Origin of the sequence: Pseudosulfitobacter sp. DSM 107133, from assembly GCF_022788695.1 — a bacterium.
Lineage (GTDB): Bacteria > Pseudomonadota > Alphaproteobacteria > Rhodobacterales > Rhodobacteraceae > Pseudosulfitobacter.
Genome location: NZ_CP085155.1, coordinates 512692 through 530390, shown reverse-complemented (window position 1 = coordinate 530390; position 17699 = coordinate 512692). Strand labels below are relative to the sequence as shown.

The window sequence follows — 17699 nt, the reverse complement described above, 5'->3', positions numbered from 1 at the left end:
AAGTGTCAGCCCATCGCAAAGGCCGCATTCAGACGCGCGCGAAACCGGTCGTGAAACGCCGGATCACCGATGATGTGCAGATGGTTGGTGCCGCTTACAATCTCGGCGGGCGTGGCGCGTGCCGACCATTTGCGCCAGTCCATCAGGTTCAGCCCGCGGCTGAGGCTGTCGCCCGCGCTGAACGAAGCCACCGGCACGTCCAGCCGCGTCAGCCGGTGCTGGCGGAACACCAGCGCATTGTCGATCAGCACCCAGAACGTGTGTTCGCGGCTGGAAATCTCCGGCCCGTCATAGGGCAGGGGGTCGGACTCGTTGCCGATGAACCGCAGGAACTGCGCATAGCATTCGGCGTCCATCGCGCCAATCAACTGATCCCATTGTGCACGCATCTGCGTGCGGGCCAGCCATGCTTGCAAGTCGTCCTCAAGCCGCGCGCGTTCTCCGGGGGCAAAGACCGGCGTGGCACCGGGGGTAAAATCGGTGCCCAGATCGCAGACATCGACCATGCCCAGCAGTTTCAGATCGACCTCGTGCTGCAACTGCCGTGCGGCTTCCCACGCCAGCAGACCGCCCCATGACCAGCCCAGAAACGCCACCGGCGCGCCGGCGCTTTCGCGGCGGATGTGATCGACATATTCGGCCACCACATCTGCCACCGATACGTTCAACTGTTTGTTTTCGTTCAGCGAATGGCACAGAAACCCGGTGACGGGTTGATCGGGCCCAAGGTAATCGGTCAGCCGCAGATATTCGCGGGTCGAGACCAGCAGCCCCGGAAAGCAATACAGCCGTGGTTTGGTGCCACCCGCCCGCAGGGTGATGGCGGCGCGCCCGGTCTGCCCGCCCTGCGTCATGCGGGTGCAGAAGCCACGCACCGTGGGTGCATCAAAGAAATCGGCCACCGTCAGCGGCACCTCGGGCCACAGTTTGCGCATTCCTGCGATGGCTTTCAGCGCCAGCAGAGACGAGCCGCCCATGGCAAAGAAATCATCGGTCACGCCAAGGTCGGGCAGGGTCAGAAGATCGCGCCACAGCGTCAGCACCTGCTGTTCCGCGGTCGAGGCGGGCGCAACGCCCTGTGTCTGTCGGCTGCGCGCCTCGGGCAGGGGCAGGGCGGCGCGATCCAGTTTGGCGTTGGGGTTGGTCGGCATCTTGTCCAGCACCACCACCGCCTCGGGCAGCATGTGTTTGGGCAGCTTGCTTTCCAATGCGCGGCGCAGGGCGTCACCGGCCCCCGGCGCGGGGCCGGTGACATAGCCGATCAGCCGTTTGGCCCCGCCATCCTCGCGCAGCAGCACCAGCGCCTCGGTCACGTCGGGTTCGCCCAGCAGTGCGGCCTCGATTTCGCCGGGTTCGATGCGATAGCCGTTGATCTTGATTTGCAGATCGACGCGACCCACGAATTCGACCGTGCCATCCTCGCGCCAGCGTCCCTGATCGCCGGTGCGGTACAGCCGCGCGCCCGATGTGCCGTCGAGCGCTGGCCCGAAGGGGTCTGGAATGAAACGGTCGGCGGTGACCTGCGGCTGCCCGACATAACCGCGCGCAACGCCGGTGCCGCCCAGATAGATCTCGCCCACCACCCCTTGCGGGCAGGGCATCATGTCTTCGTCCAGCACATAGACCCGCCTGTCGCCCACCGCGCGGCCCAGCGGCGCATAGGTGCCCTGAAACCGCGTGCCTGCGGCCACTTTCCAGACCATCGGGGTCATGATGGTTTCGGTCGGGCCATAGCCGTTAATCAGGGTCTGCGCGTTCAGGGCGCGGCTGAGCAGGTCGAAGGTGGACTGCGCCAGCCCTTCGCCGCCAAAGGAATACAGCCGCATCGGCGGGGCGGTTCCGGTGTCTTCGGCCCATTCGGCCAGCTGTTGCAGATAGGTCGTGGGGATCGAGGCATTGTTGCAGCCGTGTTCGCGCATCGCCCCCAGGGTTTGCTCGGGCGTCCACAGCGGCCCGTCGGGCACCACAACCGAGCCGCCCATCATCAGCGGCACCATCCAGCGTTCGTGGCCACCGTCGGAGGAAAACGGCAGGAACGGCAGCTCGCGGCTTTCGGCGCTCATCTCATAGACGCGCGCGGTGGTCTGGTTGTGGTGCGACAGGGGGCCATGTTCCACCGCCACGCCCTTGGGTTTGCCGGTAGAGCCGGAGGTATACATGACATAGGCCAGCTGGTCGGGGTGGATGGTGACTTCGGGCGCATCCGGGCGCGGTGCGTCGTCCAGATCGTCCAGACAGATGATCCGGGCCGCAAGCGCATCGGGCAGCCGGTCGCGGAAGTGGCTGCGGGTCAGAACCACGGCAACACCCGCATCGGTCAGGATATGATGGTTGCGGCTGCTGGGGTGGTCGGGTTCGACAGGGATATAGGCGCCACCCGCCTTGAGCACGGCAAGGATCGCCACGATTGCATCAGCGCCGCGCTCGATCAGGATGGCCACGGGCGTTTCCGCCCCGACACCGGCGGCGCACAGCCGGTGCGCCAACGCATTGGCGCGCGCGTCCAGCGTGGCGTGGGTCAGACGGTCGGCCCCGCTGATAATGGCAATCTTGTCGGGTGTGGTCAGCGCATGGGCGGCGATGATTTCATGCGTGGCCCTTGGATCAACCGGTGTGTCATCGGGATAGGGGGCCGACAGGGTGGCCAGTTCAGCGTCATCCAGCAGCGGAATGTGCCCGACCGGCAGGTCGGGCTGGTGCAGGCCCGCGTGCAGCACCCGTTGCAGGTGCCGCAGAAACCGTTCGATCAGGGCCGGTTCGAACAGGGCGGCGTCGGCATCGGCGTGCAGCTCGATGCCTTGCGGCGTGCTTTGGGCAGTCAGCACCAGTTCTTCGGCGCTGGGGGGCATCGGGCGGTGATGGTGGCAAACCCCTGCTGGCAGGGCGCGGTTTGCGCGCAGGTACAGTGCGATTGCGCCCAGCGGGTGCGGATCGGCATCGGCATGGGCCAGCTGATCTTGGATCAGGGTTTCTGACGGCACGGGCGGTGCGGCATGTAACGCGCGTGCGGTCAGGGCCACGGTGTCGCCAAAGGGCGCGGTCAGGTCTGGGGACAGGCACAGGGGGCGCAGATCGGTGCTGCGCCGTTCTGCGGCCTGTGGTGGCAGCGCCACGGCAAAACGCAACGCATCCTGCGCGCCGTAGCGGCGCAGAACGATGCCAAGCGCTGCTGCTATGTCGGTGGGGGCAACAAGCGATCCGACCTGTTCCGGTATCGTGATCTGGCGGGTAATGCGTTTGACGGTTGGCAGTCCCTGCTCGGGGGCCACATAGCGATGCGGCAGGCGCGCGATCTGGTGGCTGTTCATCAGCTCGCGCCATTGGGTGCGGGCGTTCAGGGGCGGATTGTCCGCGGCGGGGGCCGACGTTACATCTGGCGCGGGGCGCAGAGCCAAGGCCCCCCACAACGCCGCCTCGATGCTTGCAAATGTCGCGTCATCCCCCAGAACAGGGTGCAGCACCAGGGTCAGGATATGCCCGGCGCTGCCATCGGGCCACAGATCGGCGCAGGCGGGGTGGCCAGCCAGATCGGGCGCGTGGGTTGCGGCATGGGCGCGGGCGCGATCAAGATCACCAGCCTGATGCACCACCAGCCCCGTCTGGCCCGTGTCGTGCCGTTCAACCGCGCCGCCTGCATGGGTCACGAAGGCAGCTGTGAACGCCGGATGCTGCGCCAGAACATCATTGATGGCAGTTACCAGACCCGCGCGGGCAAAGCGGTGGTCAAAGCCCAATATCAACGTCTCATAGGCAAAGGGCGCCAGCTCTCCCACATGGTCGTGGGCATAGATGCGCCGCTCAAGCGGGGTCAGCGGTTGGGCCGTGGGGGTGATGAAATCCTTGCTCATGCCAATGCCTCCTGCACGCTCAGGGGGCGCATATCGGTCCACAATGTGCCGATACGTTCCAGACATTCGGTACGCAAAGCGGCGTCGCCGACAGGGGTCCAGCCTGCGGGGATAGGGTGTGTGGCGCGCGTCATCGAATAGCGCCCTTCGCAATTGCGCAGCACGCGCCACAGGATTTGAGTTTCGTTGGGAAGGGTCATCTGGGTTTTCCTTTCAGCTCTTTCCCTGCTGACGTTTCGGAGTTGGGAAAATTCACTGGTCCAAAAAAATTTTCTGCAAAGGGTGAATTTTCCGCAGGCCGCCGCGTCCTGTGACCAGGACAAGGAGAAACATATGGCCGACAGCGATCTGTCTGATCCGAACCTGCCCCGCCTGATGTGGCGCCTGGGCCTGCCCGCGATGGCGGGGCTGTCGCTGAACGCGTTGCATCAGGCGGTTGATGCGGCCTTTGTCGGGCGGCTGGGGGGCGATGCGCTGGCCGCACTTGTGTTGCTGGCGCCGCTTGCGGGATTGGTCGCGGCGGCGGGGATCGGGCTGGGCATTGGTGCGGCCAGTGCCACGGCCAGATCGCTGGGCGCGGGTCAGCCGGATCAGGCACGCGCGGTGGCGGGTGTGTCGATGGCGGCGGCGCTGGTGCTGGCTGTGGGCGCTGTTGGCGGGCTGTGGGCCTTTGGCGGGGGGCTGTTGCACCTGCTGGGCGCACAGGGTGAATTGCTGGCAACCGCGCGTCCCTATCTGGCGATACAATCCCTGACCATCGGCTGCGCCATCTTGCAAATCCTTTGCGATTTTCTGGCCATCGGGCGCGGCAATGCAGCCTTTAGCCTGAAAACACTGGGCCTGTGTTTTGGTCTGAACATCCTTCTTGATCCGGTGTTTATCTTTGGGCTGAACCTTGGGCTGCCGGGGGCGGCATGGGCGACGCTGTGCGCGCAATCTGTCACGCTGAGTGTCTGGGCATGGCATTTTTGCGCCCCGCGCCGCCGTCCGACATTTGGCCCGCTGCGCCTGTTGGCGCCGGTGCTGCGCGTCGGGCTGCCCGAAGCGGCGGCTGTCGCGGTGACCACGCTGAGCCTGATGGCCCTGCTGCGCATCGCCACCGCCGTTGGCGGGGCGGATGATCTGGCCGCGCTGGGGATTGCCCTGCGTCTGGTTTTTGTCGTGATGCTGCCGCTTGAGGGGTTTGCCATTGGGGTGCAGCCGATCCTGTCGCACGCGCATGGTAGCGCCAATGCCGCGCGGTTTACCGCCACGTTGCGCCGGGTTTTGTACCTTTGCGGGGCAACCACTGTTGTGCTGTCCATACTGTTCAGTATGGGCGCGCGCCCGCTGGTGCGACTGTTTGTGATTGATCCTGCCATCGTGGCACAGGCCGCTGCGATGCTGTCATACCTTGCCCTTTCCCTGCCCGCGATTGCGCTGCGCCTGTGTGCGCAGATCACCCTGCAAGCCACCGTGCAGCCGCGTCTTGCGACCGTTCTTGGCCTTGCGCCGATGGGCTGGCTGCTGTGGCCGGCGATGGCGCTGATGGTGCCGCTGTTCGGCCCTGTTGGCATTGCCATGGCCGTTCTTGTTGCGGCCTGGCTGGCTGCGCTGTTGGCGCTGGTCCCGATCCGCGCCGCCCTGTTTCCCCTTTCAACCACCGGAGCCTCTGTATGACCCGAACACCACCCACAGCCGATCTGATTTCGCCATCGCGCCCCGTGCCACATGACGCCAGCGCCACGCCGATCTTTCAAAGCAGTTCGTTCCTGTTCGACAGCTATGCCCAGATCGAAGATGTCTTTGCCGGCCGTTCAGACAGGTTCATCTATTCGCGCGGCGACAACCCGACAGTTTGCGAGCTGGAAGACCTGATTGCGCGGCTGGAAGGCGCGGAGGCGGCGCGCGGGTTTTCGTCGGGGATGGCGGCGATTTGCGGCGCGGTGCTGCCGTTTGTACAGGCCGGTGACCGCATTGTCGCGGTCGAGCATCTGTATTCCGACGCTTTCCGCCTGTTCGAAACGGTATTGGCGCGGTTCGGGGTTGAAACCACCTATGTCGATGGCACCGACACGCAGGCGATGGTTGATGCGCTGGCGGGTGCGCGGCTGGTCTATCTGGAAAGCCCGACCTCATGGACCTTTCGTCTGCAAGATCTGCGTGCCATTGCGACCGAGGCGCAGCGTCTGGGGGTAATCTCGGTGATCGACAACAGCTGGGCCACACCGCTGTACCAGCGCCCGCATGAGCTGGCCGTCGACCTGGTGGTGCATGCGGCGTCGAAATACCTGTCGGGCCACAGCGACACGCTGGGCGGGCTGGTCACGGGATCGCGCCAGATGATCCAGACCATTGACCACGAGGCAACCCACCTGTTCGGCGGGCGCATGTCGCCGATGGATGCGTTTCTGGTGCTGCGTGGCATGCGCACGCTGGATATGCGGATGGCGCGCCATATGCAGACGGGGCTAACGCTGGCGCAGGGGCTGGCGGCGCATCCGCAGGTCACAGCCCTGCATCATCCGGGATTGCTGGCCACGCGTCCCGAGGGGCTGTGCGGATTTGGCGGGTTGTTTGCCTTTGATCTGGCGGCAGGTGTGGATGTGGCCCGCTTTTGCGATGCGCTGCGCACGATCCGGATCGGAGTCAGCTGGGGCGGACCCGAAAGCCTGATTGTGCCGGGTCAGGCGGCCTGCGCACTTGCGGGGGCGGCGAATGTGTTTCAACGCTTTGGCGTCAGCCCGCGCACCATCCGGTTGGCGGCAGGGCTGGAACCTGCGGAGCTGCTGATGGACGATCTGCGCGCGGCCTTGCACGCCGCACAAGAGGTGGCGGCATGATGCGGGATGTTGTGGCGCAGGGCCTGGCCGACAATGGCGGCACCCGCTGGTTCGATTTGAAAGACAGCCAGACCGGCGATATCCGCCGCGTATTTCTATGGGTGCCGCCGGGCGAGGCCCCCGCAGCCGGATGGCCCGCGCTGTGGCTGCTTGATGGCAACGCGGTGATTGGCACGGCGGTGGATGTGATGCGTGCACAGGCGTTCTGGCCCAGGGGCACCAACCTTGGCTGGGGCGTGCTGATCGCGGTGGGTTATCCGAGCGACGCGGCCTACGATTCCTTCCGACGCAGCTGGGATCTGGGACCGCCGCCGGGGCAAACCTATCCCCCTTTTGTGCCGGATGGCCCCGAGGTCAGGACCGGCGGCGGCGCGGAAATGGCGCGGTTTTTGCTGGAGGATGTGCGGGGCTTTCTGACTGGTCAGGTGGCGCTGGATCCGGCGCGGCAATCGCTGTTTGGCCATTCCTTTGGCGGGCTGTTTGCGCTGTGGCTGATGTTCACCCGCCCCGATGCCTTTGCCAACTGGATTGCCGCCAGCCCCGCGATCACATGGGAAGACAGCTTTTTGCTGGATCATCTCGACCGTTTTGACGTGGGCGAACATCGCCTGCGGGTGCATTTGTCGGCTGGTGAGTGGGAGGGTGACGCATTGGCACCGTTTCAGGCCAGCGGACCCGAAGCGGCAGAGCGGCTGGCGGAAAAGGCCAAGACCCGGACCGTCGCCGCCGCGCAAGACATGGCGGCTGCCCTGTCAGCGCGCGGGGTGACCACACGGTGCGAAATCTACGCGGACGAGACGCATATGTCGGTGCTGCCGGTGGCGGTGAACCGCGCGCTTCGCTGGGCTTTTGCTCTTGCTGATACGCAGCCCAAAGCTGCGGAAACACAGATCAAAGAAAGGACCTGATTATGGCTTTTGATATGCCTTTGGCAGATCGCCCCGTGGCGCAGCGCACCGGAGATCATGTGCAGGTTGGCGCGGATGTTGTCTTGCCCCTAAGCGATGCGGGCGATGGCAGGCTGGGTCTGACTGCGACACCGAAGCTGACCATCGCGCAGGCGTTGGCGGCTTTCGAAACACTCAGCGCAGAGGGCGGTGAGGTGGCCATCCGGCTGGAGGGCGCGCAATGGGCGGGTTTGCTGCCACAGCTGGCCACGATGGGCGTGGCAACACCCATCGGTGCGGCGCATTGGGTGCTGCCGGCGGCGTTCTGGCAGGTGCCCGAGCGCTGGATCATGCATCCGACGCCGCCCTGGCCAACGCTGTGGCAAACCGGCCCCAACGGGCGCCACCCTGTACGCCCGCCCAAACCTGTCGGGCCCTTGTACCGCCGCCACATTCCGTGGCTGGGCCAGCAGATTGAACTGCGCGCGGCACATATGGACGATCTGGCCACCTTTCACCGCTGGCAGAACGACCCGCGCGTCGCCGCGTTTTTTGAAGAGGCTGGCACGTTGGAGGCCCATCGCGACACCCTGCAACGCCTGATCGCAGACCCGCATATCCTGCCGGTGATCGGCAGTCTGGACGGGCGCGATTTTGCCTATTTCGAACTGTACTGGGCGCGCGAGAACCGGATTGGCGGGGTCTATGACGCCGACCCGTGGGATCGCGGCTGGCATGTGCTGATCGGAGAGGATGACATGCGCGGCGCCGATTATGTCACCGCGTGGATGCCGTCGCTGATGCACTATATGTTTCTGGCAGAACCGCGCACGCAGGCGCTGATGGGTGAACCAAAGGCGAGCCATCTGAAACAGCTTAAAAATCTGGGGCGCGGCGGCTTTGCCCATCTGCGCGATTTCGATTTTTCGCACAAACGCGCAACGCTGGTGCGGCTGGAACGCCAGCATTTTTTCGAATCCCGCATCTGGGCACGACCCGACACGGGGCAGGGCACGCCGCTGGCCCTGTCGCTTACAAACATGCTTGGCACAGGAGAAGACCAATGACCGATCAGAACGCCCAACCGCTGGATGTGCTTGGCATCGGCTTTGGCCCCTCGAACCTTGCGCTGGCGGTGGCCTTGCACGAACGCGGCAGCCGCTTGCGCACGGGGTTTCTTGAGGCGAAGCCGGCCTTTGCCTGGCATCCCGACATGATGCTGGCAGGCACCGACATGCAGGTGTCTTTCCTGAAAGATCTGGTGTCCCTGCGCAATCCGCGCAGCGGGTTTTCGTTTCTCAGTTACCTTCATGCCAAGGGGCGTCTGTCGCGCTTTATCAACCGCAAGACGTTTTTCCCCAGCCGGGAAGAGTTCAACGACTATCTGGGCTGGATCGCTGGGCAATTTTCCAATTGCCAATACGACAGCCGGGTCACCGGCCTTGAACCGGTGCGAGCGGGCGACAGGGTGACCCATCTGGCGGTGCACTGCCAAAGCGCGGAGGGCAGGCGGACCCGGCATCTGGCGCGCAATATCGTGCTGGCACCGGGCGGAATTCCGCACTGGCCCGAAACCTTCGCGCCCTTGAAAGGCTGCGGTCGGGTGATCCACGCAAGCGGCTATCTTTCGCAAGTTGCGCCGAAACTGAAACCGGGCCAGCGCATCGCTGTAATCGGCGCGGGTCAAAGTGCCGCCGAAGTGTTTGCCGATCTTGCCGCCCGCCCCGAACAGCCGCGCGTTGATCTGATCCTGCGGGGCAGGGCGCTCAAACCGTCGGATGACACGCCCTTTGTGAACGAGATCTTTGATCCGGCACAGACAGACCGGTTTTATGGTTTGCCGGAAGAGACGCGGGCCCAGACCCTGCACAGCCTTGCGGCGACAAACTATGCGGTGACCGACGCGGATCTGATCGAACATATCTACGAAACGCTTTATGCGCAGGATGTGCGCGGCGATAACCGTCTGGGATTGCTGGCAGAAACCCAGGTGAAAGAGGCGCAACAGGCGGGTGCGCAGGTCAGGCTGCGATTGTCGGGGCCGTCCGGACCGCGGGTCGAAGCCTATGACCTGGTTGTTCTGGGAACAGGATACCGGCGGGCGCTGGACCAGTCGGTCTTGGCAGGGCTAAGCCCCTGGCAAACCGCGCAAGAGCCGGACCGCGATTACCGCCTGCCAATGAAGGAAACCTTTGAGCCGGGCATTTTTGTTCAGGGGTTTAGTGAACCGACACACGGGCTAAGCGATACTTTGCTTTCGGTTCTGGCCCTGCGCTCGGACGAGATTGCCCGACAATTGGAGAATCTGCACGGGTCTGCGTCTGCCATCGCAGCCGAGTGAAGTGTTGATCCGCCCCTGTGCGAGGCAGGGGCGGAATATACACGTATTAGGTGAAAATTTGCCCGTACCGACACCTTCGCGGGTTGTGGCGGGTCCGGGTTGGGCGTAAAGACTTCACAAGTCCACTCAGCTTGCGCGCTAGGCAGACACCGTGTCGTGCCCCTTCCTATTCAAGCGCAAAAAGATGGCAAACTCACACAAACCTGCCCCCGCTGGCTGTGCTTTGACACGGCAAAAATTGCTGCGTCACCTGATTGACGAGCGCGAGATGCTGCTGTGCGATGCGATGCGCATTCTCGGCAATCGCGATCGCGCCGAGGACGTGGTCCAAGATGCGGCCATGCGCTGCCTGAGCAGCAAGGCCATTGGCGCAGATATCGCCAGCCCGCGCGGTTTCTTGCGCCGGATCGTGCGCAATCTGGCATTGGACCATCGCCGCCGCGAGATCAGCGAGCGGGTCACGCCGCTTGAGCTGGATGATGAGTTGCTGAGTGATCAGCCTTCGGCCGAACGGCAATTGCAAGACCGTCAGGCCCTTGTCCGGCTGGCCAGTGGGATGGTGGCGCTGCCTGCGCGCGAGGCCGATATTTTATGCGCGCACCGTTTGAGGGTCGAAAGCCAAAAGGACATCGCACGGCGCTATGGGCTGTCTGCTGCCCGCATAAACGGGATCATTGCCCATACCCAAGCCAGGCTGGCAGCCTATGTGGATGCCGCAGAGCCTTCGGGAGCAGTGGAGCAGGGCGCAAAGCGGTAGGTCTCGCGTCTGGGCTTAATGGGTCCAGAGCCCGTGCCATTCAGCCCATACTGCTGCCTCGGCTGCGTCCGCCGCGCATTGCCCGCTTGCGGTCACGAAGATAGCTCCAGGTTGCTATTGCGACCAGAATAACGATGTAAAGAAACCCCAGGATGACCACGACAATGCCCGGGACCGGCCCAACATCCGCCCTTTCCAATACTTCCCAAATGGATTGCGCGGGTCCTGGGTGCACAATAATTTTGCCCATATAGGCAAGCGCCTGGATCAATAGTATCCAAAGATATGTGCTGCGCACTCTTCGACCCACGGCGACCATCATGCTGACGTGGTATTCCGGCCGCCAATAGTCCTCTGCCAGCGTTTTTTGCCAGTTTTCCTCTAGATGCAGATCGCCATCGTCCAGCATCGGGGCATAAAAATGTGTCTCTATCCAGCGACAGCGGGCGCGCCAGACATTAAAAAAGCGATACCTGCGAGACTCGACGATCAAAAAGAACAAGAGCAACACACCGACGAGGACAAGCGGCAGCGCAGATGCTGTGGGCGCAGCAAAGGTGATCGACAAGGCAATTCCCAACGTCACCACAGACCAATTTGTCGTGGTATCCAGACGTGTCCGCCAGATTGTCGAGCGGTAGACCTCGGCCCGATAAAGATGCGCAACCGCGCCTATTTCGGCGGCGTTAAGTTCCTTGCGCTGCTTTTCATCCGTGTCTGAGTTCATTGTTGGCCCCCTGTCATGTCAGACAGGTATTACATGGCGCGGTTTTTCGGTCAAAGATCACGGCTTGGGCGATCATCGCCACTGCGCCGGGGGTCTTTAGGCTCTGGACCAGTCTGCAACGGTTGTGGTGCGGGTGTGGGCGGGCTTGGCCTTCTGTCATTTGCGTCTGTGCACTGGACAGTTGTGCCAGCGCGCTTGTGACGCCGGCCTGATCGCCAGCAAGCTGCGCAAGGTCGCCCTGTTGTTGGGGCAGAACGGCGGGCATAGCGACGGCGGGTGATCCGCCGCCGCTATTTCGCGGTGTTATTCGGCCGCGCTGGCCCAGCCGCCACCGGGAACCGCCGCCAACAATTTCTGGGTATATTCGTGCTGTGGGTTCAGGAAGACATCAGACACCGGCCCGATTTCAACCAGCGCGCCCTTTTGCATCACGGCAATCCGGTCGCAAAGCTGGGCGGCCACGCGCAGATCGTGGGTGATGAACAGGATCGACAGGTCGAACTGGCGGCGCAGGTCGCGCAGCAAATCCAGCACCTGCGCCTGAATTGACACGTCCAGCGCAGAGACCGCTTCGTCTGCGATAATCAGCTCGGGGTCCATGGCCAATGCGCGGGCGATGCCAATGCGCTGGCGCTGCCCGCCCGAGAATTCGTGGGGGAAACGATCCACGGCATCAGCGCCAAGGCCAACCGTTTCCATCAGTTCGCGCGCGCGGGCGCGGGCCTTGTCGCGGGGCACGCCCTTTGCCATTGGTCCGTCGGTCAGCGCGCGCATCACCCGCTGGCGCGGGTTCAGCGAGGCATAGGGGTCCTGGAATACCATCTGCACCTTGTGCCGCGCTGCGCGCAACGCGCCCTCGGACAGGGCCGCCATATCGGTGCCCCCCACAAGGATTGCACCCGCATCCGGCGTCACCAGCCGCACCACGGCGCGGCCCAACGTCGATTTGCCCGAGCCGGATTCGCCCACCAGTCCCAGCACCTCGCCCTTGGCGATGGTCAGCGACACGTCGTCGATGGCACGCACATCGCGGCGGGGGCGAAACAGGCCGCCGCCGGTGTGATAGGTTTTCTTCAGGTTGCGCACTTCCAGCGCCGGCGCATTCTCGACCGCGACCGATTGCGGCACCATTCCCGTCGGGATCGCCGCGAGCAGACGTTTGGTATAGTCGTGTTGCGGGTTCTCCAGCACTTCGGTCGCCGTGCCGCGTTCGACGATTTCGCCGTGGCGCATGACGATCACGCGGTCGGCAATCTCGGCCACCACGCCAAAGTCGTGGGTGATGAACATCACCGCCATGCCACGCCGTTCGCGCAGATCAAGAACCAGCTTGAGGATCTGCGCCTGCGTGGTCACGTCCAGCGCGGTGGTGGGTTCGTCTGCGATCAACAGTTCCGGCTCCAGTGCAAGGGCCATGGCGATCATCGCGCGTTGGCGCTGGCCGCCCGACAGCTGGAAGGGATAGGCGCGGATGATCTTTTCGGGGTCGGGCAGGCCGACCTCGCGCACCAGTTCCAGCGCGCGGGCCTTGCGCTCGGACGGGGTGTGGCGCTTGTGCGCCTCGAACACTTCGGCGATCTGCTCGCCGATCCGCATCAGCGGGTTCAGCGCCGTCATCGGTTCCTGAAAGATCATCGCGATACGGTCTCCGCGCAGGGCGCGCTGTTCGATTTCGGGGACTTTCAGGATATCCTTGCCGCCAAACTCGGCCGTTCCTTTGGCCACGGTCACGCCTTCGGGCAGCAGGCCCATCAGCGCGTTGGCGGTCATTGACTTGCCCGAGCCGCTTTCGCCCACCACGCACAGGATTTCGCCCTTGGCGATCTGATAGGTACAGTCCTTGACCGCAAAGGGACGGTCCGCCCCCGATGGCAGGGCGATGGACATGTCGGTGATGGACAGAACGCTCATGACTTGCCCTTTCGTGTCAGATGCGGGTTCAGGGCGTCGTTCAGGCCTTCACCGATCAGGTTCAGCGCCAGCACGGTCAGAACGATGGCGACGCCGGGAAAGAAAGACAGCCACCAGGCCGAGCGGATGACGGTGCGCGCCGCTCCGATCTGATAGCCCCAGGACATGATGTTGGGATCACCCAGACCAAGGAACGATAGCGAGCTTTCCAGCAGGATCGCGGTGGCGACCATCAGCGAGGCCATGACGATGATGGGCGAGACGGTATTGGGCAGCACCTGACGGGTCAGGATGTGCAGGTTCGACAGGCCCGCCAGCCGCGCCGCATCCACATATTCGCGCCGCGTAACCGACATGACCTCGGCGCGCACCAGACGTGCGACGGGGGGCCATGATACGATGGCGATGGATATGGTGATCGAGGTCAGCGAGGGTTCGAGGATCGCCACCAGCACGATGGCGAGGGCAAAGTTGGGGATGGTCTGGAAAAACTCGGTAAAGCGCATGGCGATCTCGTCGACCCAGCCGCCGTAGAACCCTGCGACAGCCCCCAGCGGCACGCCGATCAGCAAGGCCATCACGGTCGAGACAAGCCCCACCAGCAGCGATACCCGCGCGCCGTAGATCAGACCGGCCAGCACATTGCGCCCCAGCGTGTCGGTGCCCAGCGGCAGCCCGTCGGTGTCAAACGGGGCCAGGAACGGGCGTTGCACCATGGCCCACGGTCCTTTGGGGAACATGACGGGGGCCAGCAGGGCGATGATGATGACCGCGATCAGAACGATCAGGCCGATGACGGCGGCGCGGTTGGTGGCGAAACGGCTCCAAAGACTCATGGGGGTTCTCCTATGCCTTTTGCCCGATGCGCGGGTCGATCAACCGGTAGACGATGTCGGTGATGATGTTGAAAATGATGACCATCAGCGCCGAGACCAGGAAGACGCCGAGGATGGTGTTGTAATCGCGGGCTGCGAGGCTTTCGAACATCAGCCGGCCAATGCCGGGCCATGCAAAGACCGTTTCGGTCAGCACGGCACCGCCCACCAGTTGCCCCGCCTGAAGCCCCGCCAGCGTCACCACCGGCAACAGCGCATTGCGCAGGATGTGGCGGCGGCGGATGACCGACGGGGCCAGCCCTTTGGCGCGGGCGGTTTTGACGAAATCCTGTTGCGCGACTTCCAGCATCGAGGCGCGGGTCATGCGCATGTAAACGGCCATAAAGAACAGCCCCAGCGTCAGTGCCGGCAGGATCAGGTGTTTGAGAATGTCCACGGCGCGGTCGAACCCGCCGTAACCGCTGCCGACGGTTTCATAGCCAAAACCCGGCAGCCAGCCCAGTTGCACCGAGAACACCAGCACCGCCATCAGCGCGGCCCAGTAGAGCGGCGTGGCATAGAACAGCAATGCGGTGCCGGTGATCAGGCTGTCGGTGAACTTGCCCACCCGCGCCGAGGCAGCAACGCCCAGTGCGACGCCTGCCAACAGTGAAATCCAGAAGGCGGTCAACGTCAGGATCAGCGTCGCGGGCAGCCGTTCCAGGATCAGGTCCAGCACCGGCGCGCCCTGACGAAAGGAATAGCCAAGATCCAGCGTCAGGATATTGCCGACATAGCGGTACAGCTGCACATACAGCGGCTGGTCCAGCCCAAACTGCGCGCGCAGGTCGGCGATCATCTGTTCATCTGCCGCCCCCGCTTCGCCCGCCAGCACCGCGGCCGGATCACCGGGCGCGGCGTGGATCAGGAAAAAGTTCAGCACCGCAATGGCAAGAAGTGTCAGCACCGCCTTGAGCAAGCGCCCCAGAATCGTTCCGGCAATGGCCATCAGTTGTCACCTGTCCGTCTTTTAATCGCCCCGGGTAGAGCGGGAAGACGGGGCCCGAAGGCCCCGCCGGAGATGGCTTACTGTTCGATCCACGCGTCACGCAGACCGTCGTTCAGGCCGATCCCGGTGGTAATCAGGTTCTTGACATTGCAGCGGTAGATCGTCGGAAACTCGATCTCCAGCAGCCAGGCAACCGGAACATCCTCGACGATCTGTTGCTGAATCTCTGTGTACAGCGCCTGACGCTTCTCGACGTTCGGTTCAATCGCGGCAGCGGCCCATTTCTTGTCCAGCTCGGGGTTTTCATAGCCCTCGACGTTGTTCCACGGGCTGCCCTTCTTGATCTGGTCGGCGGTATAGTTCCGCGCCACACCCAAGGCCGGGTCGCCGTATTGGTAGAGATAGGTAAAGGCCATGTCGTAATCCCAGTTGGCCGTCTTTTCGTTCCAGCCCGCAACATCAGCCGAGTCGATGTCGACCTTGATGCCGACCTCTCCCAGGTTCTGCTTTACCGCTTCGGCCCAACGCTGCCATGTCTCGCCGTAAGGCAGGGGCAGAACGCGCACGGGGGTGCCGTCATAGCCCATATCGGCCAGCAGTTCTCTGGCCTTGTCGGGGTCATGCGGGTACTGCGGCACGTCGTCGGAATAAAAGTTGGTCTTGGACGACACGGGGCCGGTGGGCACGGTGCCAAAGCCGTTCCAGACCACGTCTTTCACGAACTCGCGGTCCAGCGCGTACATGACTGCCTGACGGAAACGCTTGTCCGAGGTCGGCCCCTCGCGGTTGTTCAGCCACATCCATGCGTGTGGCGCGAAGAATTCCCAACCCTTCGAGGACGAGCAGACGCCGTCCATCTCGGTCAGCCGCTTCACGTCCCAATTCTCGACCGCACCACCGGGCAGAACGGAAACCTCGCCGGTTTCAAATGCCACGGCACGCGATGCCGCATCGGGGACCACGCGGTAATACAGATCGTCGATATGGGGCAGGCCGTCGATGTAATAGTCATCGTTTTTGGTCAGGTGGATATAGCTGCCCTTGCTCCACTCCACGAACTTGTAGGGGCCGGTGCCGATCGGCGTGGCGTTCATTTCGTTGGTGGCATAATCCGTGCCCTCGTAGATATGGGCGGGCACGATGGGCATGGAGCCTGCTTCAAAGGCGTTGATGAAGGGGCCATAGGGCTCTTTCATGTGGATGATGACAGTGTTGGCATCCGGTGCCTCGACGCTTTCCACATGGCTGAATGCGCCACGGAAACGGGCGTGGTTGTCTTGCAGGAACTTGGTGGTGAACACCACGTCAGCGGACGAGAACGGTGCGCCGTCATGCCATGTGACACCTTCGTTCAGATGGAAGGTATAGGTCATGCCGTCTTCGGCAATCTCCCAGCTTTTGGCCAGCGACGGTTGCGGTTCCAGATCGGTGTTGTAACGCAGCAGACCTTCATAGATCTGGCCGGACACCATTTGCGTTGGGCCGTTCTGCACAAGGCCCAGCATCAGGCCGGGCGGCTCGGGCTGCACGATCAGGTCAAGGCGGCCACCGTCTTGCTGCGCGGCGGCACCCGTGGCCAGCATCGCGGCCACAAGAAAGGTTGTCAGTTTCAGGTGTTTCATAGTGATCGTCCCTGTCGGTTTGGGGTGAGTGTTGGCCCGCTTTGCTGCGGGTCTGGTTGTGTTATGGGTCAGTCGGCATAGGCCGGGGAACTGCGGTCAAGCAGCCGCAGCATGGCGTCCCATTCGGGGTCAATGCCTGCCGCTTCTGTGCGGTCATAGGCGCGCGCATATTGGGCCGCTGTGTGGGCGGCGACACCTTCGTTCAGGGGCAGCGGGGTTAATCCGGTTGAAAGCGCTGCGATTTGCGCCTTGCACGAGCGTTCGAGGTTAAAGGCCAGCTTGACCGCCTCGGCAACCGAGCGCCCGCAGATCAGCGTGCCGTGGTTGCGCAGCAGCATGACGTTCCGGTCGCCAAGATCGGCCACCAGCCGTTCACGTTCGTCCAGATCCAGCGCAATGCCCTCATAATCGTGAAAGGCCATTTGCCCGTGAAACTGTGCCGACCACTGGTTCAGCGACAACAGCCCCTCTTGCAGCGAACTGATGGCCACACCGGCAACGGTGTGCGTGTGCAGGACGCAAACCGCATCGTGGCGCGCCATGTGAACGGCGGAATGGATGGTGAAGCCAGCGGCATTCACGCCCGCGCCGTAAGGATCGTCAATGATCGCGCCGGTCTCGTCGATGGTCACAAGGTTCGATGCGGTGACCTCGTCGAACATCAATCCGTAGGGGTTCAGCAGGAACCGCTTGGCCCCTGATGGCCCGTCCGGCAGGCGTGCCGAAATATGGGTAAAGATGCTGTCGTCCATCCCGTTGAGGGCAATCAGACGGTAGGCCGCAGCCAGATCGGTTCTGATCTGCGCCTCGTTTGATGGATCACGGCGGGCGGCGATCCCGGCGCTGCCACCTATGGAAATGGCGTCTTCGGTCTTGGGTGTTCCCATGGCGTCGGGCCTTTCAACAGAAAGTTGCATCTGTGGGCACAGAAGATTGTCTGGGTGGTGGTGAGTCAAGAAG

The 17699-nt window shown here is 63.3% G+C and carries 14 protein-coding genes; 6 read left to right on the top strand and 8 right to left on the bottom strand.

The window, feature by feature from the left end; all coding sequences use genetic code 11:
- Positions 1-5: 5 nt before the first annotated feature.
- The gene (locus DSM107133_RS19980) at positions 6-3848 is read right to left on the bottom strand and encodes an amino acid adenylation domain-containing protein (RefSeq protein WP_162792094.1); all 3843 of its coding nucleotides are present in this window, start codon (positions 3846-3848) and stop codon (positions 6-8) included.
- Positions 3845-4048: an MbtH family NRPS accessory protein gene (locus DSM107133_RS19975; protein WP_114294603.1), complete on the bottom strand. Its 204-nt coding sequence runs from the start codon at positions 4046-4048 to the stop codon at positions 3845-3847. Before DSM107133_RS19975 ends, DSM107133_RS19980 begins: the two co-directional genes overlap by 4 nt.
- Before the next feature lie 133 nt (positions 4049-4181).
- On the opposite strand from DSM107133_RS19975, the gene DSM107133_RS19970 reads away from it, so the two are divergent.
- The 6 genes from DSM107133_RS19970 to DSM107133_RS19945 all read left to right on the top strand — a co-directional run bounded on the left by DSM107133_RS19970 (position 4182) and on the right by DSM107133_RS19945 (position 10655).
- On the top strand, positions 4182-5507 hold the full coding sequence (locus DSM107133_RS19970) for an MATE family efflux transporter (protein WP_114294602.1): 1326 nt from the start codon (positions 4182-4184) through the stop codon (positions 5505-5507).
- Positions 5504-6670 carry a PLP-dependent transferase gene (locus tag DSM107133_RS19965; protein WP_114294601.1) on the top strand — a complete coding sequence of 389 codons (1167 nt, stop codon included), beginning with the start codon at positions 5504-5506 and terminating at the stop codon, positions 6668-6670. Before DSM107133_RS19970 ends, DSM107133_RS19965 begins: the two co-directional genes overlap by 4 nt.
- Positions 6667-7578: an alpha/beta hydrolase-fold protein gene (locus DSM107133_RS19960; RefSeq protein ID WP_240310610.1), complete on the top strand. Its 912-nt coding sequence runs from the start codon at positions 6667-6669 to the stop codon at positions 7576-7578. The genes DSM107133_RS19965 and DSM107133_RS19960 overlap by 4 nt, the downstream gene beginning before the upstream one ends.
- Positions 7579-7580: 2 nt before the next feature.
- Positions 7581-8624, top strand: a complete 1044-nt coding sequence (locus DSM107133_RS19955; protein WP_114294600.1) for a GNAT family N-acetyltransferase — start codon at positions 7581-7583, stop codon at positions 8622-8624.
- Entirely contained in the window at positions 8621-9898 is a 1278-nt protein-coding gene (locus DSM107133_RS19950; RefSeq protein ID WP_114294599.1) for a lysine N(6)-hydroxylase/L-ornithine N(5)-oxygenase family protein, read from the top strand. Before DSM107133_RS19955 ends, DSM107133_RS19950 begins: the two co-directional genes overlap by 4 nt.
- Before the next feature lie 223 nt (positions 9899-10121).
- The gene (locus tag DSM107133_RS19945) at positions 10122-10655 is read left to right on the top strand and encodes a sigma-70 family RNA polymerase sigma factor (protein WP_162792093.1); all 534 of its coding nucleotides are present in this window, start codon (positions 10122-10124) and stop codon (positions 10653-10655) included.
- 40 nt (positions 10656-10695) lie between these two features.
- Here the strand turns inward: DSM107133_RS19945 and DSM107133_RS19940 are convergent, their stop codons facing one another.
- The 6 genes from DSM107133_RS19940 to DSM107133_RS19915 all read right to left on the bottom strand — a co-directional run bounded on the left by DSM107133_RS19940 (position 10696) and on the right by DSM107133_RS19915 (position 17626).
- Complete coding sequence (locus DSM107133_RS19940) at positions 10696-11382, bottom strand: DUF2270 domain-containing protein (RefSeq protein ID WP_114294597.1); 687 nt, start codon at positions 11380-11382, stop codon at positions 10696-10698.
- A 303-nt stretch (positions 11383-11685) separates the two neighbouring features.
- On the bottom strand, positions 11686-13293 hold the full coding sequence (locus DSM107133_RS19935; RefSeq protein WP_114294595.1) for an ABC transporter ATP-binding protein: 1608 nt from the start codon (positions 13291-13293) through the stop codon (positions 11686-11688).
- A complete protein-coding gene (locus DSM107133_RS19930; RefSeq protein ID WP_028958678.1) occupies positions 13290-14129 on the bottom strand; it encodes an ABC transporter permease in 840 nt (279 codons plus the stop codon). The genes DSM107133_RS19935 and DSM107133_RS19930 overlap by 4 nt, the downstream gene beginning before the upstream one ends.
- 10 nt (positions 14130-14139) lie before the next feature.
- The gene (locus DSM107133_RS19925; protein ID WP_114294594.1) at positions 14140-15117 is read right to left on the bottom strand and encodes an ABC transporter permease; all 978 of its coding nucleotides are present in this window, start codon (positions 15115-15117) and stop codon (positions 14140-14142) included.
- Positions 15118-15194: 77 nt separating this feature from the next.
- Positions 15195-16739 (bottom strand): ABC transporter substrate-binding protein, encoded by a 1545-nt coding sequence (locus DSM107133_RS19920; RefSeq protein ID WP_114294593.1) that lies wholly within the window; start codon positions 16737-16739, stop codon positions 15195-15197.
- A gap of 68 nt (positions 16740-16807) precedes the next feature.
- On the bottom strand, positions 16808-17626 hold the full coding sequence (locus DSM107133_RS19915) for a class II aldolase/adducin family protein (RefSeq protein ID WP_114294592.1): 819 nt from the start codon (positions 17624-17626) through the stop codon (positions 16808-16810).
- Positions 17627-17699 lie beyond the last annotated feature (73 nt).